Origin of the sequence: Caballeronia choica, assembly GCF_001544535.1 — a bacterium.
GTDB classification, from domain to species: domain Bacteria; phylum Pseudomonadota; class Gammaproteobacteria; order Burkholderiales; family Burkholderiaceae; genus Caballeronia; species Caballeronia choica.
Genome location: NZ_FCON02000081.1, coordinates 13,979 through 35,755, shown reverse-complemented (window position 1 = coordinate 35,755; position 21,777 = coordinate 13,979). Strand labels below are relative to the sequence as shown.

Here is a 21,777-nt window from a genome sequence, read left to right as displayed (position 1 = left end):
GATCGCTTCGGCGACTCGCATGGCACTCTTCGAGAGTGACGGACTCCACATAATTTCCAGATCCACATTATTTCTCCCGAGGGCCACGCAACGCAGGGCATTTTCTGCGAGTGCGTTGCTGATCTCGGCGCGACCGTCTTCGCAATAAAACGTGAGCGCTGCCCAGTGGTTCAGCGAGTAGTTGATCGCCGCCGTCAGAGCGGACTTCTTCGACAGCGTCGCGAGCTTCGCCTTGATCGTCGATTCGAACGTCGCGAGCAACGGTTTGCTCTTCTCCTGTCGCACGCGCAACCGCTCGTCGGGTGGCTTGCCGCGAATGCAGGCTTCGATGCTGTAGAGCTCGCCGATCATCTCGAGCAGTTGCTGGATATCCGGAGTCGGCGTGCGCACGTGAACATCGTATATGTACCTCCTCGCGTGATCCCAGCATGCCGCTTCGTGGACCTCGCCGCTCGCGTACAACTTATCGAAACCGGCATAGGCATCTGCCTGCAGTATCCCCTTGAAGTTAGCGAGATGGGTCTGCGGATGCACGCCCTTGCGATCCGACGTGAACGAGAACCAAACCGCGGCCGGGTCAGGTGAGCCCGAGCGGCGATCATCCTTGACGTAGACCCAGAAGCGGCCAGTCGCGGTCTTCCTGTTTCCCGGCGCGAGCATGGGCGCCGTCGTGTCGTCGCTGTGCAGCTTCCCGGGGGCGAGAACGTAGCGCTTGATCGCTTCAACAAGCGGTCCGCAGAGTTCGGCGATCTGCCCGATCCAGCGTCCCATGCTGGCGCGATCCAGTGACACGCCGTCGCGCGCCGCGATCTCCGATTGGCGATACAGCGGCTGGTGATCCGCGAACTTCGATACCGCAATATCTGCCAGCAGGCTTGGATGTGCGATGCTGCGCTCGATTGGCAGGCTGGGCATCGCAGGTTGTTCGATGTGTGTGACCGCAATCAGGACAGAGCAGCTTGTGGCGGATCGTGCGGATCACCTTGAACACGGCCGCGACGCGCGCGAGTTGTTCGGACACGTCCTCGCCAAGCAGCTGCATGGTCGTCGCGCATCTGGGGCAGGCCGAATCCGGTTTGAGCTCGATCTTTTCACGCGGCAAGTGCGGCAGCAGGGGCTCGCGTGCGCAGGATTTGTCGACCGGCGGTGCCGACGTCTTGTCTCGTTGACTTCGCGCCTCGAGGGCCCCTCGAGCGGCCGTCAGGTCTTCCAGCTGCGCTTCGAGCTTATCGATTTGCCGCGCCAGTTGCTCGGACTTGCTCCCGAAGTACATTCGCCGGAGCTTGTCGATCTGCGCCTTCAGGCGCTCAATCTCGTCGTCCCGAGCAGCGATCTCCCGCACCATGTTCGCGATCGATGCCTGCTGTTCGAGCAACGATGCCTGCTGCGCGAGCACCAGGGCCTGGAGCTCGGCAACAGTATCGGGAAGCGGCTTGTAATCGGACATGCATCGCAGTTTACGAGCCCTCGATGCGGTCTACAACATTGACAGTGCAGCGCTGCGTCGTGGCTGCCGCCAATCGATACCTTCGAGCAGCATCGACAACTGGGCGCTCGTCAGATGGATCTTTCCGCCGTCGGCCTGGGGCCAGATAAAACGGCCTCGCTCCAATCGTTTTGCGAGCAGCCAGAGTCCGTCGTCAGTCGCCCAAAGCAGCTTCACGAGATCGCCGCGTCGCCCACGAAAAATGAAGACGTTGCCGCCCAGCGGATTCTCCTCGAGCGCCGTCTGCACCTTCGCCGCCAGCCCCTGGAATCCGGCGCGCATGTCAGTGACACCTGCGGCGATCCAGATGCGCGTGCCAGCCGGCAGGCCGATCATCGGGTAAGCTCCCGGATCAGCAGGCGCAGCATATCTGGTGACACGTTGCCGCGAACTCTCAGGCGTGCACGGTCGAACTCGATCTCACAAAGATCCTCTGGAGACTGTACCGTATCGACGGTCATCGTCGATGGCCTATGTTCGGCGGCCTCAGCGACGACATCCACAGGCAACAGCGAAGGCTCCTGCTGTATGCGTTTCGGCGCTGCGCCCTCCGGCAGCGCTGGCAAACCGTACTCTCCTGCCAGATAACGCCGCCGCCATTTGAACAACAGGTTCGCATTAATATCGTTACTGCGCGCGATCAACGCTACCGACGCCCCCGGCTCGAACGATTGTTCAACCAGTTGCCGTTTGAACTCGGTTGGAAAATTCGGCCGCTTATATGCGCCGCCTGCGGCGCGCTCGTCCCACGTCTTGTCCACTTTGGCTCCCACCATAATTTGGTGGATACCAAACTATCCAAAACCTCTATCGGTACGCCAGAACGGCCCTCCTGAGCCGCTTACTGTTCAGATACTTGTTCTGGCGAATCTTTATCGGTGTTTCCCCGCTCCGCGTTGAGAGCGTCCAGCGCGGCGAGGTTCGCACCGCTTTTATCGATTGTCACCGTCTCGGGTTCACCGTTTTGCTCGATTGACTTTTCGAAGTAACGCCTCGCCGCGGCCTTGTCACGATGGGCGCGCAGCAGAAAATCCACCGTGTTACCCTCCTTGTCGACTGCGCGGTACAAATACTTCCACTGGCCTCGGACCTTGATATACGTTTCGTCCATTCGCCAGCTCCGGCCGACGGCTTTCTTGTGGCGGCGAAAGGTCTTCTCCAGTACCGGCAACACCTTGATGGCCCAGCGGTGCACGGTTGAATGGTCGACTGAGATTCCGCGCTCCGCCATCATCTCTATATGAACGCCTCCCGTTTGCGACGGCTATTCGTGTGCTCAGACGACGACAGGATGGGTTGCAGCTCTATATCCGGGCTTGTTGCAGCCTGATCCGCTGCGGCCCACTATGAAATCCGCTGACCCACACCTCATTCTTCAAACGAGCCCGAAGCTCTAGAGATGATTCAGGTTTAGCGAGTCCCGGTCCGGCCTGTGTTGTCATCGCATACGATTGCCAGCGCAACCTTTCGACGTGTCATCCGGTAAAAATTGATCTTCCTGCGTACCGCTCACCAGTCAGACCGGCTTCACGCTCACGTAACTCTTTTCATACGGCCTGTCGTGCGCGAGGATCGCCCAGATCATCCGGGCCATCTTGTTGGCCTGCGCGGCGATCACCACATTCAGTGGTCGCCGCTTTTTTATCTGCTCAATCCATGGCCCCGGTTCTTTCGCGTGGAAGAGCACACTGCGCGCGCCGTGAATCAACAACGTGCGCAGATATGTGTCACCACGCCTGCTGATCCCCTGGAGCTGGACCTTGCCACCAGATCCTGTCTGCGCTGGCACCAATCCGATCCAGGCCGCGAACTCGCGCCCCGACCGGAATGTCTTCGCGTCGCCCATTGTTGCGACCGCTGCCGTCGCCGTTAGCAGACCGACGCCCGGTATTGCGGCGATCGCTTTGCAAGCGTTGTCCTTTTTCATCCACGTCTGCAGACGTCGTTCGATCTGGGCAATCTGTTTATCCAGTTCAGCCAGTCCGTTCCACTGTTCGCGCAGCGTGTCGATCAGGATTGTCGGCAAACGATCCACCAGCCGCTCCAGTACGCCCGGAATCGCTTTGTCCAGAGCAGGCCGGCCCTTGCCCATCACTTCGCCGTACTCGGTCAGCAGGCCGCGCAGACTATTCGTCTGCATCGTGCGGAACTTCACCAGTTGCTCTCGCATCCGGTGCAGTCCCAGTACGGCCTGCTGCGTTTCCGTCTTCACCGCGACCGATTTGCCCGGCTGCTGCACCGCCATCCAGATCGCACGCGCATCGGCTGCATCATTTTTGTTGCCCATCACGAATGCCTTCACGAACTTCCCTGGCATAAGCTTCACCTGATGGCCCATCGCCGTGAGCTTGCGCGCCCAGTGCTGCGAGCCGCCGCAGGCTTCCATCCCGATCAGGCACGGCGACCGGTTCGCGAAGTGCTCGAGAAACGCCACGCGCTTGACCGGTTTGTTCACGATCTCGCCCGTTTCCGCGTCGACGTAATGGAGCTGCATCACGCTCTTTGCAATGTCCACACCCACTGTCGTAAGCTTCATGTCGGACCCTCCAGTTTGTCTGTGAAGATCTGCATGATCTACCACCCTGGGCACTTTGATGCCGTCGGCCCGTGAGGGTCCACCTTCCTTCTTCGCTTCCACCGCTCACGGGTGGGAGGCGTTCATATCATTCTTCCAGGTGTCGAAGGCTCAGCGGATAGGCCACATACCAGCGCACGCACGTCAGGATCACGTCGAGCGGATAGTGCAAACGCCTGAGCACCCGTGCCAATGCTGGATTCAGAATCGTCATCACGCGTCCGATCGTTCTATTGTGAGGCGCATGATACCCGACACTTACTGCGACAAAGCCCTCGTAAGTCGGATCAGCGCGAGGACCGATATCGGAAGCAGGAAGCGGCGCTCCGGGCGCAGGTCGGCGACTTGCGTCATCAGGTGGGCACTCTGGAAGGGCATCTCTCGGCTGGGCGGGCAGAGAACAAGGCGCTCAGCGGGCAACTCGAGCGCATGCAGAGGGAACTTGCCAGCGCGAATGCGGTGCTGGCGGCGCGGCCACCTGCGAAGCGCGCGCCGCGCGTGGCCGCACCGGTAACGCCTCCTCGCAAGAAGGCGGGCCGCAGGACCGGCCAAGGGTAGAGCCGTACCCGACATCATCGGCTGCGGGGCTGCCCAGCGTAAGTCGATGGCGCTGGCGGGAACTGACGGCGACGGCCTGGGCGGCGGCATGTCGGAGCGCCCGGGCGGTCTGCGAGGGCAATTGGCGGCCCAGACTGTGTCAAAATTAAATTTTGTAGTGCTAAAGTAGCTCATCTGGTAGCGAGGAGATGAGCAAGATGAAACGGTTCGTTCAAGGCGAAAATCGTACGCAAAGCTTTCTCCTCCCAGAAGCTTGATGACTACGTGACGGACACGAATCCCGTGCGCGTAGTTGATGTCTTTGTAGATGAGCTTGACCTTCATAAGCTCGGGTTTGAAGGCGTCGAACCAGCGCTGTCCGGTCGGCCGTCATACCACCCCGAGGTGATGCTCAAGATCTACATCTACGGTTACCTGAATCGTATTCAATCCAGCCGTCGTCTTGAACGCGAGGCACAACGCAACGTCGAATTGATGTGGCTCACCGGCCGCCTAGCGCCGGACTTCAAGACCATTGCGCGGTTCCGTAAAGACAACGGCAAAGCGATCCGCAGCGTCTGCCGTCAGTTCGTCTTGCTATGCCAGCGTCTGGACCTCTTCGCCGAAGCGATCGTTGCGATCGACGGCAGCAAGTTCAAGGCGGTGAACCATCGTGACCGCAACTTCACGAGCGCCAAGCTCGAACGACGCATGCGCGACATCGAGTCAAGTATCGCTCGCTATCTCGAGGCGATGGACACAGCGGATCGACAGGAGCCTGCGATTGCGAAGGCCAGAACAGCGCGACTGCAGGACAAGATTACGGCCTTGAAGGAACAGATGCGAAGTCTCAAGGAGATCGGGGTCCAACTCAACGCGGCACCCGACAAACAGGTATCGCTCACGGATCCGGATGCCCGTTCGATGAAGACACGAGGAACCGGAGTCGTCGGCTACAACGTCCAGACGGCGGTGGACACGAAGCACCATCTGATCGTCGCGCGCGTCGTTACCAATGATGGCATTGATCGTGATCAGTTGACGTCGATGGCGAAGCTTGCTCGTACAGAGAGGGCCGTCGACAAGCTCACCGCAGTTGCGGATTGCGGCTACTACAAGAGCGAGGAGATACTCGCATGCCATGAGGCCGGGATAAGCGTGTTCGTTCCGAAGACGGTGACATCAAGCGCAACGGCTCATGGCCGCTTCGGCAAGGATGACTTCATTTACAACGCACAGACGAACGAATATCGGTGCCCGGCCGGCGAGCGGCTCCTCTGGCGATTCTCGACCGTTGAGCGCGGCCTGAAGATCAGTAAGTACTGGAGTTCGAATTGCCAGCAATGTCCGCTAAAAGGGGACTGTACGCCGGGCCCTCAACGACGGGTGGCACGCTGGGAGCACGAAGCGGTTCTTGATGAGATGCAGGTGCGGCTTGATCAAGCGCCTGAGATGATGCGTATCCGGCGACAGACTGTCGAGCCCCCGTTCGGCACGATCAAGGCATGGATGGGCGCCACTCATTTCCTGACACGGACCATCGGGCGGGTGAGCACGGAGATGAGCTTGCACGTGCTCGCGTACAACATGAAGCGGGTGATCAAGCTACTCGGTTCAGAAGCGGTTATGAAGGCGATGAGGGCGTCAGGCCCGTACGGGGTTGTTGAGCCTTTGCGATGTGTTCGGCTGTGATTTGACGTTCGGGTTGCCGCAATCGAAAAGCCGCGACCTGCGCCGAGCCAGGTTTCGTCAATTCACAGTGGCTACGCGTTTTGACACGCTCTGGGCCAACTGAAGCCCCACGAATCGTCATTCAAGCGGCAATGGGTCGCGTCCCGCCTATACCGATCCGATGAAGTGAGCTACGCTGCCGTGACTTGACCGATCCACTTTTCGGCGATACGCAGTCGCCGCGCGCCGAAATCGCCGAGTTCGCCGCGAAATGCATCCCGCGTGTGCAACTCGATGTGATCGCGAGCCGCGTCGATGATGAGACGTTCATCAACGGATGCGACGAGGAAGGGCGCACACGGAGACCCTGAAGGGTTGCGTCAATGTGCGGGGCATCGCCCCCGCTATGCGATTCATCAGTCGGTTGGAAGCGGGGCGCTTGGGCGTCTCGACTCCAGTCTGTCTGTTGCGAAGCCTCCGGAGAATCGCCGAGAGCGTACCTTGGTCCCGAAAGACGGTCGGCACGTCGTTGATGTCGCCGGTTGGAACGTGATCGACCGGCGAGGCGAACGGGAACTGCCGGCCACTCTTCGCGTCGATATCGCCCGCCAGTGATGGCCCTTGCACGGCGAGTCGCGGCGCCGGAACATCTCGATCTACTCGTCCATGCGCGCCGTTTGCAAGACACTCAACGGACCTGACGGTCCATCTGGTTATAGGTAATCGAACCTATTCTACCGTTCTGACGTGCTAAGATTGCGGCGTGTGCATCGTGATATCGCAGGCTATCCGTGGCGAAGTGGCCAAGCGCCGCGCAATGGTCGGAAATGCCCGTCGCTGCCGTGAAGACGAGAAATTCGATACTGGAACTTCCTGATGAAAACGATGGCGATCAAAATCACTTCGGCGGACATTCTCGGTAAAGAACGGGACAAGCCCGCCGACACGAAAGTGAGACTGCGCGGAAACAAGGCAAGCCGCATCCCTGAAATCCTCGAGGCGTCAATCGAAGTCTTTGCTTCGGAAGGCTACGCGGGCTACAGCGCGAACCGTGTGGCCCAGGCCGTCGGCATCAGGCTCAGCACGTTGCAGCACTACTTCGGTACGCGGGAACAACTGCTGCACGCGACGATCCGCGAATCCTACAGCCGCTACATCGAGCGCTATTCGAAGCTGAGCGAGAACAAGCTCCGCACGCCGGAAGCGCGTCTCGATGCGCTGATCGACGATTTTTTCGACGACGTTCTGGTCGATGCGACCCAGCCGAAGTCGAGCGTAGCGGCCTTCTGTCTCGACATCTGGACGCTGGCGGAGCGCGACAAAGGCGTGAGCGAACTCGTCGTGGAGGGGAACAAGCAACTCTGCCAGATCTGGATCGATCTCATCGCGGCGATCAATCCAACCCTGTCGGCCGCGGAATGCACCATGCGCGGCACGCTGATCATGGCGCATGTCCAAGGGCTGATCGTGTTCTGTCGGCGCAGCGGGCCGAGCGTGCCCGAGCGCGAAGCGTTGCGACGCGCGACGAAGGGCGTCTGGAGAGCGCTGAGCAACGCCTCAACCTGAGTTGCCATGCTGTGCTCCGGCGACCGCTCGTTCGCCGCGTCGCCATAAAGATGTTCCTTCCGTATTTCGAGCTAAAGCCTCCCGGCTGAATCATCGCCTTCTCCCTCCTGATGGCGCGCTAAACGCGCCGCCTCGGCGCACGCCGCCGCATTGCCCATATCTTCCTGCGCGAGCGTTTTAGGCGGTTAACATACCTATTAATAGGATGAGTCAGGGTATGTCCTAGCCAACAAAGCCGCATTTTAACAAAGACTCAACCTTGATTTACAGGTTAAATTACCTATACTGAATTCGTAGCGCTACCTATAAGGTGATCGATGTCATAAAAATGCATTGATACTTTCGGGTTGCGTTTGGCATGGCGGCGGATCAATACGGTGCGCGAAAAGCCCGCGCCCACGAGATATTTTCCGGCGCATTGAAATCATTTGCATGTTGCTTTGCAAAGGTGGCAGATCGGCGGCTTGACGTCTCCTGATTCACATCGGGACGTCGTGCGGCGCTGTCGAACTGTGCGGTCGTCCGATGAACGCAGCAAGTTCCGAGGACGAAATCTGGCATAAGCGCGGGCATCGGAGACAGCCCGCGCACGTTGATAAGGGAGAGCGTTCGTGGGCTACGAAATTGGCATCGACGTCGGCGGGACATTTACAGATTTCGTTGTCCGAAATGGAGGTGAAACGTTCAGCGGCAAGACGCTGACCATACCTTCCGATGAGGCAACCGGCATTCTCAATGCAGTGGCCATGATGGCCGAGCATTTTCACACCGACATGCAGACGCTGTTCCGTGAGACGAGTTCTTTCGTTCTCGGAACAACGGTCGTCACCAATGCCATCCTGGAGTACGCGGGGGCCAACACCGGGATGATCACGACGAAGGGTTTTCGCGACATCATCGAACTGCGCACTGGTTTCAAGGAGGACCATTTCGACATCCGTCTGCCGGCGCCCTTTCCGATCGTGCCGCGCCAGAAGCGCAAGGGCGTGACCGAGCGGATCGATAGCGAGGGAAAAATCGTCTTCGAGCTCGACGAGGCCGAAGTGCGCGAGGCGGCGCGCGAACTCAGGAAGCTCGGCGTCGAATCGGTGGCGATCTGCTTTCTGTTCTCTTTCCAGAATGCCGTCCATGAAATTCGCGCTCGCGAGATCGTTCGCGAAGAGTTGCCGGACGCGCATATTTCCATCTCGTCCGAAGTGCTGCCGCAAGTGCGCGAGTTCGAGCGCTTCAGCACCACGCTGCTCAACGCCTATCTGAGCCCGAAGCTCAGCAACTATCTGCGCAGACTGGAAGCGCGCCTCGTCGAGAGCGGCTTCGGCGGGAAGCTGTTCATCAAGCTCTCGAACGGCGGCGTGATGGATCTTGCGTACTGCACGGAGCGCGGCGTGGAACTGATCCAGTCGGGACCTTCGGGCGGCGTCACGGCGGCGATCGCGGTGGGCGAATGGTCGGGTTTCAAGGACATCATCGCGGTCGACATGGGCGGCACGAGCTACGACGTCTGCCTCATCAACGACGGCGCGCCGGACATCGGTGTCGATTCGTGGGTCAATCGCTATCGCGTTGCCGCGCCGATGATCGACATCCACTCGATCGGCACAGGAGGCGGTTCGATCGCCTGGATCGACGAAGGCGGCGCCTTGCGCGTGGGCCCGCGCAGCGCGAGTTCCAACCCCGGCCCTGCTTGCTATGGGCGCGGCGGCAAGGAGCCGACCGTCACCGATGCCAACCTGATTCTCGGCTACCTGAATCCGGGTGCCATCGGCGGCGGCAAGATCGCGCTCGATATCGAGGCGGCACGCGAAGCGATTCGCACGCGCATCGCCAAGCCGCTGGGCATCACGGTGGAAGAGGCGGCGAGCGGCATCTTCCGCATCTCCAACGGTGCGATGACCAACGCGGTGCGCTACGTGTCGGTGTCGCGCGGACGCGATCCGCGTGACTTCGCGCTGATGGCGTTCGGGGGCGCTGGGCCGATCCACATGGGCGTGCAGGCCAAGGATCTCGGCATCAAGACGGTGCTCGTGCCCAAGAACGCCGGGGTGTTCTGCGCGCTGGGCTGTCTCATTTCCGACTTCAAGATCTCGAAGGTCAAGAGCTACATCGCGCGTATCGGTCAGGTGGATCTCGATGTGCTCAACCATATCTTCGAGGATATCGAGCGTGAACCGGAAGAGCTCCTTGCGTCGGCGCACGGTGTGATCGAAGTCGTTGCGCAACGCTCCATCGACATGCGCTATGTCGGCCAGACGCACGAAGTGACCGTGCCGATCCGCTCGCGCACGAAGCGCGTGTCGGATCTCACGCTCAAGAAGACGTTGCAGGACTTCCACGATCTGCACGCGAAGCTTTACTCGTTCAAGCGGCCCGAACAGCCGGTCGAGATTCTCAGCGTGCGCTCAGACCTCATCGGCACGCGCGACACGATGAAATACCGCAGCCAGCCGTTCGGCACGGAGAAGCCGGATCAGGCGCGCAAGGGCACGCGTTCGGCGAGCTTCGAAGGTCTCGGCTATCTCGACGTGCCGGTGTACGACGGCACGAAAGTGACACCCGGCAACATCATCGCGGGACCGTCGATCATCGAGGAGCCCGCGACCACGATCGTCATCTATCCCGGCCAGGAAGCGGTGCTCGACCACTACCAGACCTACGTCATCGAAAGCCTGGACTAAGGGGAAGCCATGACGATGCCACCCAGACAGGATGTTGTATCCGCCGCGATTTTGCGCAGCAAGTTCGAGGCTGTCGTCGCCGAGATGGAAGCGACGCTCGCCAACACGGCGTACTCGCCGACCATCGGCGTATCGCGCCGGTGCGCGACCGCATTGTTCACCGAAGAAGGGCAACTGATCGCGGTCAGTAATCCGCTCTACATGTATCCGATGGCGATGACGGCCGCCACCGTGATCGACTATTTCCAGTATGACCTGTCAGCCGAAGACGTGCTGCTGACGAACGATCCCTACGGCGGCGGTGCGGGACTGCAAACCTTCACGCTGGTTGCACCCGTCGCATACGGAGATTCCATCACGCTGTACGTCGCGGTGTGCGGTCACACGGAGGATTTCGCGGGCAACGTGCGCGGCAACCTCGACCCAGGCGCGACCGAGCTATGGGCGGAAGCCGCGCGCTGCACGCCGGTGCGGCTCGTGCGGGAAGGCAAGCTGCGCCGCGACCTGCTGCAAACCCTTTCGCTCAACAGCCGCAATCCGGTGGCGTTCGGACTGGACATCGAAGCGATGAAGGCGGCAGCCGAGATCGGTAGGGCGCGCCTCGGCGGCCTGCTTGACAGCTATGGCCGCGAGCCGTTGCTCGCGGCGGTCGACTGGGTGCTGGACTATTCGGAGCGGCGCATGCGCGCGCTGATCGAGCAGCTTCCTCCAGGGCGTCATGAAGGCCGGGGCGTGCTGGCACACGACGCCCACGGCGGCCGCGAGGCAACCGTGCGCGTCGCGCTGAGCGCAACCGGCGGCGCGGTGACGATCGACTTCTCCGGCACCGATGCGCAGTCGCCGGGATTCGTCAACGCGAGCCGGTCCGTGAGCTCGACGTTTGCGGTGCTGCCGCTCATCGTGGCCTTTGGCGGCGAAGTGCCGTGCAATGCCGGGTCGATGCGATGCGTGAATGTGATCGCGCCGGAGGGCACGCTCGTGAATCCGCGCTATCCGGCGCCGACGGGCTGGGGCTTGCAGCATGCCGGCTGCGAGATCGCGGAGGCCGTGAGCGCCGCGATCGATCTCGCGCTGCCGGGGCACGGCGGCCGCGTCACATCGAACGCGATGCTGCTGTTCTCGATCCATCACCTCGCGCGTCACGGGCGCACCGTCGAGCAGGCGGAAATGTTCGACTTCTCCAACTTCGCGCTGGGCGACACCGACGCCACCGCCGAACACGACGGCTGGGGCTTGCCCGGTATCGCGGCCCGTGTGCCGTTGCCTTCGGTCGAACTGTACGAAGCCGGGCGAGGCGGACGCGTCGATCAATTCGAATACGCGATCGACTCCGGCGGTCCCGGCACACAGCGGGGAAGTCCGGGAACGCGCGCGGTCATCTCGCTTCCGCGTCCGCCGGCCGGTGAACTGCGGCTGACCGCCGTAGTCGTTCCGCGTTCGGAAAGCGGGCTCGCGCCGCATGGCGGGCAGGCGGGAAGCGGCAATGCAATCGAGATTCGCAGCAGTGGCGAAAAGCAGCTGGACGTCCTCGATGTCGTCACCGGCTGGCCGTTGCAGGACGACGCGACGATCACGGTCGTCATGGGCGGCGGGACCGGCTGGGGCGACCCGTATGCGCGAGCGCCCGAGCAGGTGCTGACCGATGTCGTCGACGGCCTCGTGAGCGTCGAGGCCGCGCGCCAGCGCTATGGCGTCGCGATCGACCCCGAATCGCTGACGCTCGATCGCCACGCGACCGGGCTCATCCGCGGCGAACACGCAGCAATCACTGAAATCCGGGAGCGCAAACATGGTTGACAGGATCACCGCCGAGATCGTCCGGCAATATCTGGAGACGGTCTCCGAAGAGATCAGCAAGACGATGGAAAACACATCGGTCTCGCCCGCCTTTTCCGAAGCTCACGACTATTCGACCGGCATCTTCTTCGCACGCGGCACGCAGGTCGATCTGCTCGCGCGCGCCAATTCGCAACCGGTCCACATCTATGCTTCGCTGACCTCGGTCGAGGCGATGCTGAGCGAGTTCAAGTACAACCTGAACGAAGGCGACATGATCATCGCGACCGATCCGTACTTCGGGGGGAGTCATCTTCCCGACTGGACGGTGATGAAACCGATCTTCTACAACAACAAGCCGGTCTTCTTTCCGGCTGTGCGCGCGCACTTCATGGAAATCGGCGGGCCGGTGCCGGGCGGCTACAACTCGAAGGCCAACGAGATCTGGCAGGAAGGCTTCCGCCTTGCGCCGATGAAGATCTGCGAGAAGGGCGAGATGCGGCGTGACGTCATCGACCTGCTGCGCGCGAACAATCGCTTGCCCGAGGCCATGATGGGCGATCTGAACGCGATGATCGGTTCGTGCAAGGTCGGCGAAGACCGCATCCTGCGTCTCATCGAAAAGTACGGCCTCGAAACGACGATCGATACGATCGACTACCTGCTCGACTACAGCGAGAAGCAGGTGCGTTCCGTGATCGCGGCATGGCCCGACGGCGTCTATCGCGGCCAGAGCATTCTCGATCATGACTTCGGCGGCGGCGAGGACATCAACGTCGACGTGGCGATTACGGTGGAAGGCGACAGCTGCTCGGTCGATCTGACGGGCACGCACGAACAGACGCAGGGCTTCATCAACAGCGCGCCTGGCAACAGCCTGTCGTGGGTCTATACCGAGTTCTCGGTGGCGATGGCGGGTATCCCCGTGAACTCGGGGTTCTTCCGGCCGATCAAGGTCCATCTGCCGAGAGGCACCGTGGTGAATCCCTATTCGCCAGCGCCGGTCGGCAACTCGACGCTCTGCATCGGCAACGACATCGGCCAGGCGACGATGAAAGCCCTGGAGAAGGTCGTGCCGGAGCGCACCGGCTCAGCCTTCATCGACCTGACCATCGATGTAATCTTCGGCCTCAACAAGCGCTACGACAGCGAGCTTTACATCAGCTTCGACTATTCGGCCGCGCCCGTTTCGAGCGGCGGCGCGTATGGCGCCGACGGATGGGGCGGCTATGCGGCGCCTCACGGGTCGCTGCGGATTCCGTCGTTCGAGCTGATGGAAGTGCTGTTCCCGTTCCTCTATTTGCAGAACGAGTACGGCATCGACACCGCCGCGCCCGGCCGCTGGCGCGGCTCGCCGGCGCACTTGATGCAGCGGCGCGCAACCACGGATGCGGTCGGCAATCACTTCCAGGTCCAGCACTCGCGCTATCCGCTCAAAGGCTTCGCGGGCGGCAGCGACAGCGTCGGCAATCTCGTGGTGCTCGACTATACGGGGCGCAACGAAGAGCCGGTCTACATCGCGCGAGAGAGCTACTTCCAGCAGCCCGGCGAGATCGTGTTCGCGCGCAAGCAAGGCGGCGGCGGCTGGGGCGATCCGTTCGAGCGCGACCCAGAACTGGTCTTGCGCGACGTGTTCGACGAATACGTTTCGCCCAGGAGTGCATTCGAGGACTACGGTGTCGTGATCGTGGAGATGGACTTGCCGCGTGTCGATCTTGCCGAGACGCGGGCATTGCGGGCGCGGCTGCGGGCCGCCGTGCCCGCAGCCGGATAGCACGCGCGCCCGAATGGCCGGGCCGCTGTGTCATGCAGGCCGCATGGCGCAGCGCCCGGCACGCGACGACGCACTTCGAAACGGCTGCCGCGCACTCCGCCGCAGCGGCAGCGATGTCCGCATCCCAAGGAAAAATAATGTTTGACAACCATATCGTTTCGATCCGGCCCGAATGGGAATGGGAGCACGCCATGCCGCCCGCACCCGCCGTTCGAGCGGGCAATACGGTGTATCTGTCCGGCCAGATCGCGCTCGGACCGGACGGGAGGCTCGTGGGAGAGGGCGACCTGACCGCGCAGGCGCATCAGTGCTTCGACAATATTCGGGCCATCCTGCAACGCACGGGCGGCAAGATGACCGACATTGTCAAGCTGACCACCTATTTCGCCTGCGAACTCACAGAGAACGTTACCGCCGAATACTGGGCCGTACGCCAGCGATATTTCGGCGCGTACAAGCCCGCGAGCACGGGCGTGCAGGTGGATGCACTGATCTATCCGAACGTCCTGCTCGAGATCGAGGCGATCGCTGTCTTGCCGGACGACCTCGAATGAACATCTCGACCGCTTATTACCACCGTGGCGGCGTGCGGCTCGCATACGAGCGCGCGGGCGCCGGGCCGCTCGTCGTGTTTCTGCACGGCGTCGGCGGGAATCGTTCCAACTGGCGAGGCGAACTCGAGCGGCTGGGCGGCGCGTATTGCTGCGTCGCCTGGGACGCCCGGGGCTATGGCGACAGCGACGACCCCGGCGAGACACTCGTCTTCGACGATTTCGCACTCGACCTCGCGGCCTTGCTCGACCATCTCGGGGCAGAGCGTGCGCATGTCGTCGGCCTGTCGATGGGAGGCTTCATCGCGCAGAGCTTCTATACGCATTGTCCGCAGCGCGTCGCGACGCTGACGCTCGCGGCGACGAGCGCCGGAGCGAATCTGCTCACGGCGGCCGAACGCGAGGATTTCCTGGCGAGGCGGCTGAGACCGCTGGAGGCGGGCCGTTCGATTGCCGATATCGCGCCGGGTCTCGTCGACGTGCTGGCTGGCAGAAGGGCCGATGCCGCGATTCGCGAGCGGCTGCGCCTGTCGCTCGTCGCATTGCGGCCGGCGTCGTACAAGCAGGCGTTGCGCGCGCTCGTCACGACGGATTTTCGTCAGGCGCTGCCGTCCATCGAGGTGCCCACGCTCGTCGTGACGGGCGACGATGACCGGGTATTCCCGCTGTCCGAAAGCCAGTATCTCGCGAAGCACATCGCGGGAAGCAGGCTCACGGTCATCGAGGGCGCGGGCCATCTGTGCAACATCGAAGCGCCCGAGGAGTTTGCCGCTGCGCTATCCGAATTCCTGCTGAGCGCGAGCAACTCAGGGGCTTCGATCGTCGGCACGGAGAGCCGGACGTAACACAAGCGGAACGGCACCACGATCGAATCCGAGGATGTGAGTCATGCAGAACACGATGGAGCTACGAGTCAGGCGCGTCATCGACGAAGCCGACGGGATTCGTTCGTTCGAACTGGCGCGGCCCGACGGCGGCCCGTTGCCTTCGTTCGAGGCGGGGGCCCACATCGATGTGCACCTGCCGACCGGCGCGGTGCGGCAGTATTCGCTGCTGAACGACGATGCAGAGCGCGACCGGTACGTGATCGCCGTGCTGAGAGTCGCCGATGGCCGGGGTGGTTCGGCGTTCATGCACGACGCAGTGGAGGCCGGCAGCCGCATCGCGGTTGGGGTGCCGCGCAACGCATTCGCGCTGGCGCACGTCGACGCGCCGGCGGTGCTGGTCGCGGGCGGCATCGGCGTGACGCCGCTGCTGGCGATGGCGCGGCGCCTGTCTCGCGAAGGCCGCGCGTTTGCGATGCATTTCGCCACACGCTCGCTTGCGCGAACGCCCTTCCGCGACGAACTGAAGCATGCCGCGTTCGGGCAGCAATTAAGCCTCTATCTCGATGACGGGCCGCCTCATCAGCGCTTCGGCGTGGCGCGGCTCACGCAAGGCATTCCTGCGGGCGCGCACGTGTACCTATGCGGGCCGGCGGGCTTCATGAAGGCCGTGTCCGCGTCGGTGGGCGATCGTCATGACGTAACCCTGCACACCGAATATTTCGCTGCGCCCGCCGCTCCGGAACCGACGGCGGCGAGCTTCAACATGGTACTGGCGCGCAGCAAGGTCGAGACAGCCGTGCCGGCCGATCGCAGCATCGTTGAAGTGCTTCGGGAACATGGCGTGGAGCCACCACTGAATTGCGAACAGGGAATCTGCGGTACCTGCCGGACGACCGTGCTGGGCGGGGACATCGAGCATCGCGACTACTGCCTGTCGCCACGGGAACGGGCGTGCGGCGACAGGATGATGATCTGCGTGTCGCGGGGCAAGCCCGGCACAACACTCACGCTGGACCTATAAGGAGACGAGACAATGTTCCTCCCCGTCAACAATACTCAGGCCAAGCCGGCGATGCCACCGGACAGCGGCTTCAGCGAGTCCGACTGGAACGTGCTGTCGACGTTCTGGCATCCGGTCGCGCTTTCGTCGGAAGTGACGGACAAGCCGGCCGGCGTGCGCCTGCTCGACGTTCCCGTGGTCCTTTACCGCACGCCGGAGGGCGTGAAAGCGGCGCGGGACGTATGCAGTCATCGCGGCGCGAAGCTGAGCCTCGGCTCGATCAAGGACGGCCTGCTCGTGTGCGGCTTCCATGGGTTTCACTACGACTGCGCGGGCGTGTGCGTGCGGATTCCGGCGCTGCCCCCGGGCTCTCCGGTGCCGGGCAAGCTTCGCCTGCAGACCTATTTGTGCACTGAGCGCTATGGGTTTGTCTGGGTATGCCTCGCATCGACGCCACGCGCCGACCTGCCCGAATGGCCCGCCATCGAAAACGGCAGCGGCACCGTGGCGGTGGTGCCGGTCAGCACGTGGCAATCGTCGGCGGCGCGGCATGTTGAAAACTTCAACGACATCTGCCATGTGCCGTGGGTGCACACGGGCACCTTCGGCGGACCCGAAGAGGCCATTGCACCGTATGACGTATCGATATCGGAGACGCGGCTGTCATTTCAGGCCGACGTCACCGAACAGGTGCGCTATGCCGACAACGCGAATTCCGATGCCGCACCGGTCTATCGGCACGCCGTCTACTCCTACGAACTGACGCTGCCGTTTGCATCGTCGGTCAAGGTCTTCGATCCGAAGACCGGGCATGTTTACCGGATTTACGACATCGCATCGCCAGTCAGCGCGAGGTCGACGCGGATTTTCCAGGTGGTGGTGGATGAAAGCCGGCTTACGCCCGCGGAAGTGCTGATCGACTTCACGATGCGGATCAATGCGGAAGATGCGCCGCAAGTGGAAGCGCAGTCTCCCAATCAGTTGCCGCTCGACTTGCGCGATGAAATCCACATTCCCGCGGATCGCATGTCGATCGAGTATCGGCGGGCGCTGGCAAGGCTCGGGCTCGGCGAGCAGGCTGTCTCGTGAGTTGCGGGAAGGGGGCGGGTGGGCCGTGGGCTCATCTGCCGGTTTTATCCATGACGGTTGGAGAATGACGATGAGCGAGGATCAGATGAGTCAGGCGGCCCCGGCCGAAGCGCCAGCCGTACGGTCCAATGCGGCATGCGGCGGACAGTTCGCCGCGACCGTCGTATTCGTGTCCCTGGTCGCCGCGCTGGCGGCACAGGCGAGCGCGATCATGTCCCTGCCTGTCTGGATGATGTTCATCGGATGGACGACGTTCGGCTCGGGACGCGGCAGCGTGCGTGCCGGGTCGGTCGCGATCTGCTGCCTGTTGATCGGCTATCTGCTGGGCATGGCGGGGTTTGCCGGAGTCGGTCATCTCGCACCCGTGCTTGGGGTTTTCGCGCTGCCGGTAGTCGTGTTCTTGCTGGTGGTCGTCGCGATGCTTGCGCAACTCACGCTGCTCAACAGCATCGTGGGCTATTTTCTCGGGATGACCGCTTACTTCGCAAGCGGACTCAGGCCGGATGCCGCGGCGTTCTTCAGCCTGGCGACGGCCGGATTGATCGGCGCTGCGGCGGGCTGGGTTCTCATTGCCGGTCCGCGCCTCGTGAGCCGGTCGCGATAGGTGCGCATGTTTCGGGAGCGCCGCTGCAGATGGAACGTCGCGGCGGGTCAGTTAGCGTTTCAGGTTTGCACGCAGCGCTCCGACCTGAAGAGAGACACGCGCAGCCATTCGAGCCGCGCACGCTCATGCCCGCGGCCTGAGCGGTTCCGATGAAACTCGCTGGCTCGGCGTCGGACATTGCCCGCCGATTCGAACCGGCGAATCACGGATCGCTCGTCGGCGAATGCCCGGCCGCGCTTAAGCACGAGCGCGGCGGGTACGTCTATCTGACAAGCCCGTCCTTGGAAAACCAGATCGGCTTCGAACCCGATGCGGCCGACACGGCGGTCAATGCGGCGCGATCGGCTCGTTGAACGCCCTCGAACGACACGCCGCCATCGTGGCTCGTGTATTCATCTCCATCGAGACCGGCGGCGACGATGTCTCCATTTTCGAGCTGCGCGATATCGGTGATCGAGCCTTGCAGCGATGTCGCGGCGCGTTCCCAATGTTCGCCGTCATCCGTGCTCCGGTAGACCGTGCCGCGCAAACCCGCGACGATCGCCGTGCCGTCCTTGGTGGCCACGCCAGTCCAGAACGATCCCGCGTAGCCGGTGTTCAGGTAGCGCCACGATGTGCCGCCATCGGCGGAGCGCAAGACCCGCCCCTGTTCCGCCGCGATGAAGAGCGCGCCTCGCGAGTTCGCGAAGATGTGGTACAGGTTCGTGTCCGCCTTCTTCGATCTCGGAGGAGGCGGGACATTGACCTCGGTCCAGGTGTTGCCCCCGTCGGTGGTTTGCAACAGCAACGACCAGAGGCCCACGGCGAATCCTTCGCGCGCATTCCTGAAGTACACGGAGAAGAGCGGCCGGTCAGTTGTGACATCGGAGCGCTCGAGCGCCCAGGTTTCTCCGCCGTCGACCGTCTTCAGGATGGTGCCCCAGTGACCCACGGCCCAGCCGGTACGATCGTCGACGAACGTGACCGAGGTGAGCGTCGAGCGCGCACGTACCGAGCGCGCCTGCCGAAACGTAGCGCCACCGTCGTCGGACAACAGCACCACGCCGAAATCGCCCACCGCGACGATGCGCTTGCCGGCTCGAGTCGCCGCGAGGATCTGCGTTCGCGTCGCGGTTATCAGTTGCTCGGCGGGCTGAACGCGCAGTTCAGGGCGGCCTTGGGCCGTATCGGCGGTTGCTACGGCCACTGTCGCGAGCGCCCCAACGCCCGACGCAATACAGCACGCCGCGAACGTCTTGGTGAAAGGATATCTCTTCACGTTCGTCTCCTCTCAATGACTGAATACGCTGGGCGGCCGAACCGGCTTGCGGCGCGGACATAGTCTGTCCAGCACGACTGCGAGTGCCGGCAACGCGGTCATCGCCATTACCAGATTGACGATGAACATGAAGGCGAGCAGCTTGCCCATGTCGGCCTGAAACTTGAGCGCGGAGAAGCTCCACGTCGCGACGCCGATGGCGAGCGTGATGGCCGTGAATATCGTCGCCATACCCACTTCAAGAATGGAATGTTCCAGCGCCCGCACGATTTCCTCGCCGGCCGCAAGATGAGCCTGGAGCCGGTTATAGATATAGAACGCGTAATCCACACCGATACCGACTGCCAGCACCATCACGGGCAAGGTCGCCACCGTCAGGCCGATTTCGAATTCCTTCATGAACCAGTAGCCGATGAACGTTCCCACCGTAAGCGGCAGACAGCACGCGATGACTGCGCGCAGGTCGCGATACACGATGAACACGAGCAGAACAATGGCTGCGTAGACATACAGCATCATGGGCAATTCGCTTTTCTGGACTTCGTCGTCGATCGCCGCCAGCAAGCCGGCGTTGCCGGCGGCGAGTCGCACCTTGACGCCGGGCGTCGGATGACTGTCGCGATACTTCACGACGGCGGCGATGACAGCACTGATGGTGGTGGCCTTATGGTCGCTGAGATACGCATGGATGGCAGTCATGCTGCAATCCTTGTTCAGATAGCCGCGCACGCGCCCGATCTCGGCGGAGAGTGCCGCGTAGTTCACCGGATCGATCGGCACGACGCTCATGCGCGGATTGCCCTCGTTATAGCCTTCGTTGTATTGGCGGAGCATCGCCGGGTAGGACGTGACGGAAACGACGCCCGGCACGCCTCTGAGAGAATCGGCGAACTGATCGTCGAAGGTCCCGACGGCGGGGTTGTCGCACGAGTCGGCAGGGGCCTCCACGGCGACCGACAACCAGTCGAGCCCCACATCGAAGCTGCTGGCAATCGCCACCGCATCGCGGTTGAAGCGCGACTCGGGCCGCAGTTCCGGCGCGCCGGGCTGAAGCGTCCCGACGACGCGGTCGCGGCTTTCCCAGACCGCCGTCGCGAACAGCGCGCCGACCGCCACCAGCACGATCACCGCATTGCGCGGCTCCGCCACGCGCGCCAGGGTACGCAGCCACACGGCGCGCTGCTCGCGCTTCTGCAACACCTTGTCGGCGTAAGCGCGCGAAAAGGTGAAGTACGACGCGACGAGCGGCAGCATGACGAGATTGGTGACGATCTTGAAGCCCACGCCGAGCGAGGCGGTAATCGCGAGTTCGCGAATCATCGGAATGGGTATGCGCAGCAGCGTGACGAAGGAGACCAGCGCGGTCAACAGGGCCAGCGTGCCAGGAACGAGCAGGCCCGAAAAGCTGAGCCTGGCCGCCTCCACCGACGACTTGCCGTGACCGAGTTCGCGGGTGATGTAGTTGATCTGCTGCACGCCGTGCGACACGCCGATCGCGAAGACGAGAAAAGGAACCAGCACGCCGAGCGGGTCCAGCCCGTAGCCCAGCAAGCGCAGCGCGCCGAACTGCCAGACGAGCGAGGTGAGCGAACACATGATCGGCAGAATCGTGAAGCGCACCGAATGGCAATACCAGTAGACCGCGAGCGCGGTCAAGAGGAGCGCCACCCCGCAGAACACCAGCACCGATCTGGCGCCGTCGGCGATGTCGCCGATCTGCTTGGCAAAGCCGATGATCTGTATTTGGTAGTCGCCGTCTTCGTAGGGCTGGCGCAGCAGCTTTTCGAGCATGTGGTTGTAGGCCACATAGTCGATTTTTTTGCCATCGGCGCCCGTTTCATTGATCTCCGCCGTAATCATCGCGGCGGTCTGGTCGCGTGAGACGAGAGACCCGATAAAGCCGCCGTCCGACGTCGAGCGCCGGATGTTCGCGACATCGTCGGGGGTCAGCGTATCGTCGGTCAGGGTGCCGGCGATGATCGGCTGGCTGCGAAAGCCCTCCTCGGTGATTTCGTTGACAAACGAGTTGGGCGTCCAGAGCGACTGGACGCCCAGGCGATCGACGTTGGGCAGCAGGATCACCGCCTGCGTGACCTTGTAGAGGCGCGTCAGCCCCGCCTTGGTCCAGATCGTTCCGTGACGCGCCTTGACCACCACGGTCAGCCGGTTCGCGCCGAAGAGTTCGTTGCGATATTGCTGGAAGGTCTGTACGTATTCGTGTCCCACGGGAATCTGCTTTTCGAACCCCGCGTCCATCCGAAGCTGGATCGCGAACCATCCCATAGTTGCCGTCAGCAGCGCAAGGGCCAGTAACACGATGAAGCGATGGCAAAAAAGCTGAATCTCCAGGTGACCAATCAACCTGTTAAGCACGAGACCTCCTCGTTC

General features: G+C 62.3%; 15 protein-coding genes and 4 pseudogenes. 11 read left to right on the top strand and 8 right to left on the bottom strand.

The features are described from left to right. Nucleotides 1-66: 66 nt before the first annotated feature. The 6 genes and pseudogenes from tnpC to AWB68_RS27825 all read right to left on the bottom strand — a co-directional run. Nucleotides 67-1,447, bottom strand: a pseudogene (tnpC, locus tag AWB68_RS27850) (IS66 family transposase); the annotation flags it as partial. Nucleotides 1,448-1,477: 30 nt separating this feature from the next. Then, a complete protein-coding gene (gene tnpB / locus AWB68_RS27845) occupies nucleotides 1,478-1,822 on the bottom strand; it encodes an IS66 family insertion sequence element accessory protein TnpB (protein WP_087647561.1) in 345 nt (114 codons plus the stop codon). Next, nucleotides 1,819-2,247: an IS66-like element accessory protein TnpA gene (gene tnpA, locus AWB68_RS27840; RefSeq protein ID WP_235028533.1), complete on the bottom strand. Its 429-nt coding sequence runs from the start codon at nucleotides 2,245-2,247 to the stop codon at nucleotides 1,819-1,821. The genes tnpB and tnpA overlap by 4 nt, the downstream gene beginning before the upstream one ends. A gap of 82 nt (nucleotides 2,248-2,329) precedes the next feature. Then, a pseudogene (locus AWB68_RS27835) lies at nucleotides 2,330-2,723 on the bottom strand (IS6 family transposase); the annotation flags it as partial. A 279-nt stretch (nucleotides 2,724-3,002) separates the two neighbouring features. Beyond that, nucleotides 3,003-4,022 (bottom strand): IS110 family RNA-guided transposase, encoded by a 1,020-nt coding sequence (locus AWB68_RS27830; protein ID WP_087647559.1) that lies wholly within the window; start codon nucleotides 4,020-4,022, stop codon nucleotides 3,003-3,005. A gap of 130 nt (nucleotides 4,023-4,152) precedes the next feature. Further along, nucleotides 4,153-4,275 (bottom strand): annotated as a pseudogene (locus AWB68_RS27825) (IS6 family transposase); the annotation flags it as partial. A gap of 541 nt (nucleotides 4,276-4,816) precedes the next feature. On the opposite strand from AWB68_RS27825, the pseudogene AWB68_RS27815 reads away from it, so the two are divergent. The 11 genes and pseudogenes from AWB68_RS27815 (at nucleotide 4,817) to AWB68_RS27770 (ending at nucleotide 18,131) form a co-directional block, all read left to right on the top strand. After that, nucleotides 4,817-6,290, top strand: a pseudogene (locus tag AWB68_RS27815) (IS1182 family transposase). Nucleotides 6,291-6,475: 185 nt separating this feature from the next. Further along, entirely contained in the window at nucleotides 6,476-6,640 is a 165-nt protein-coding gene (locus AWB68_RS48375; protein WP_160110076.1) for a hypothetical protein, read from the top strand. 505 nt (nucleotides 6,641-7,145) lie between these two features. After that, the gene (locus AWB68_RS27810) at nucleotides 7,146-7,835 is read left to right on the top strand and encodes a TetR/AcrR family transcriptional regulator (RefSeq protein ID WP_087647557.1); all 690 of its coding nucleotides are present in this window, start codon (nucleotides 7,146-7,148) and stop codon (nucleotides 7,833-7,835) included. 611 nt (nucleotides 7,836-8,446) lie between these two features. Further along, nucleotides 8,447-10,510 (top strand): hydantoinase/oxoprolinase family protein, encoded by a 2,064-nt coding sequence (locus tag AWB68_RS27805; RefSeq protein ID WP_087647556.1) that lies wholly within the window; start codon nucleotides 8,447-8,449, stop codon nucleotides 10,508-10,510. 9 nt (nucleotides 10,511-10,519) lie between these two features. After that, nucleotides 10,520-12,307, top strand: coding sequence for a hydantoinase B/oxoprolinase family protein (locus AWB68_RS27800; protein WP_087647555.1), 1,788 nt, complete (start codon nucleotides 10,520-10,522; stop codon nucleotides 12,305-12,307). Then, a complete protein-coding gene (locus tag AWB68_RS27795) occupies nucleotides 12,300-14,060 on the top strand; it encodes a hydantoinase B/oxoprolinase family protein (protein ID WP_087647554.1) in 1,761 nt (586 codons plus the stop codon). Before AWB68_RS27800 ends, AWB68_RS27795 begins: the two co-directional genes overlap by 8 nt. A gap of 137 nt (nucleotides 14,061-14,197) precedes the next feature. Next, a complete protein-coding gene (locus AWB68_RS27790; protein WP_087647553.1) occupies nucleotides 14,198-14,614 on the top strand; it encodes a RidA family protein in 417 nt (138 codons plus the stop codon). Next, complete coding sequence (locus tag AWB68_RS27785; RefSeq protein ID WP_087647552.1) at nucleotides 14,611-15,456, top strand: alpha/beta fold hydrolase; 846 nt, start codon at nucleotides 14,611-14,613, stop codon at nucleotides 15,454-15,456. Before AWB68_RS27790 ends, AWB68_RS27785 begins: the two co-directional genes overlap by 4 nt. Before the next feature lie 43 nt (nucleotides 15,457-15,499). Then, nucleotides 15,500-16,459, top strand: a complete 960-nt coding sequence (locus AWB68_RS27780) for a PDR/VanB family oxidoreductase (RefSeq protein WP_087647551.1) — start codon at nucleotides 15,500-15,502, stop codon at nucleotides 16,457-16,459. A gap of 12 nt (nucleotides 16,460-16,471) precedes the next feature. Continuing rightward, nucleotides 16,472-17,527 (top strand): Rieske 2Fe-2S domain-containing protein, encoded by a 1,056-nt coding sequence (locus tag AWB68_RS27775; protein WP_087647550.1) that lies wholly within the window; start codon nucleotides 16,472-16,474, stop codon nucleotides 17,525-17,527. A gap of 70 nt (nucleotides 17,528-17,597) precedes the next feature. Next, nucleotides 17,598-18,131, top strand: coding sequence for a DUF1097 domain-containing protein (locus AWB68_RS27770; protein WP_160110075.1), 534 nt, complete (start codon nucleotides 17,598-17,600; stop codon nucleotides 18,129-18,131). A 262-nt stretch (nucleotides 18,132-18,393) separates the two neighbouring features. Here the strand turns inward: AWB68_RS27770 and AWB68_RS27765 are convergent, their stop codons facing one another. Together AWB68_RS27765 and AWB68_RS27760 are read right to left on the bottom strand one after the other, a co-directional pair. Beyond that, the gene (locus AWB68_RS27765; RefSeq protein WP_235028532.1) at nucleotides 18,394-19,389 is read right to left on the bottom strand and encodes a WD40/YVTN/BNR-like repeat-containing protein; all 996 of its coding nucleotides are present in this window, start codon (nucleotides 19,387-19,389) and stop codon (nucleotides 18,394-18,396) included. A gap of 12 nt (nucleotides 19,390-19,401) precedes the next feature. After that, nucleotides 19,402-21,762, bottom strand: a complete 2,361-nt coding sequence (locus AWB68_RS27760; RefSeq protein WP_200828809.1) for an efflux RND transporter permease subunit — start codon at nucleotides 21,760-21,762, stop codon at nucleotides 19,402-19,404. Nucleotides 21,763-21,777 lie beyond the last annotated feature (15 nt).

Excerpts from the sequence above, each read along its gene's own strand:
- tnpB (WP_087647561.1), bottom strand. The coding sequence starts at position 1,822 with ATGATCGGCCTGCCGGCTGGCACGCGCATCTGGATCGCCGCAGGTGTC.
- AWB68_RS27830 (WP_087647559.1), bottom strand. The coding sequence starts at position 4,022 with ATGAAGCTTACGACAGTGGGTGTGGACATTGCAAAGAGCGTGATGCAG.
- AWB68_RS27810 (WP_087647557.1), top strand. The coding sequence starts at position 7,146 with ATGAAAACGATGGCGATCAAAATCACTTCGGCGGACATTCTCGGTAAA.
- AWB68_RS27800 (WP_087647555.1), top strand. The coding sequence starts at position 10,520 with ATGACGATGCCACCCAGACAGGATGTTGTATCCGCCGCGATTTTGCGC.
- AWB68_RS27795 (WP_087647554.1), top strand. The coding sequence starts at position 12,300 with ATGGTTGACAGGATCACCGCCGAGATCGTCCGGCAATATCTGGAGACG.
- AWB68_RS27790 (WP_087647553.1), top strand. The coding sequence starts at position 14,198 with ATGTTTGACAACCATATCGTTTCGATCCGGCCCGAATGGGAATGGGAG.
- AWB68_RS27785 (WP_087647552.1), top strand. The coding sequence starts at position 14,611 with ATGAACATCTCGACCGCTTATTACCACCGTGGCGGCGTGCGGCTCGCA.
- AWB68_RS27780 (WP_087647551.1), top strand. The coding sequence starts at position 15,500 with ATGCAGAACACGATGGAGCTACGAGTCAGGCGCGTCATCGACGAAGCC.
- AWB68_RS27775 (WP_087647550.1), top strand. The coding sequence starts at position 16,472 with ATGTTCCTCCCCGTCAACAATACTCAGGCCAAGCCGGCGATGCCACCG.
- AWB68_RS27770 (WP_160110075.1), top strand. The coding sequence starts at position 17,598 with ATGAGCGAGGATCAGATGAGTCAGGCGGCCCCGGCCGAAGCGCCAGCC.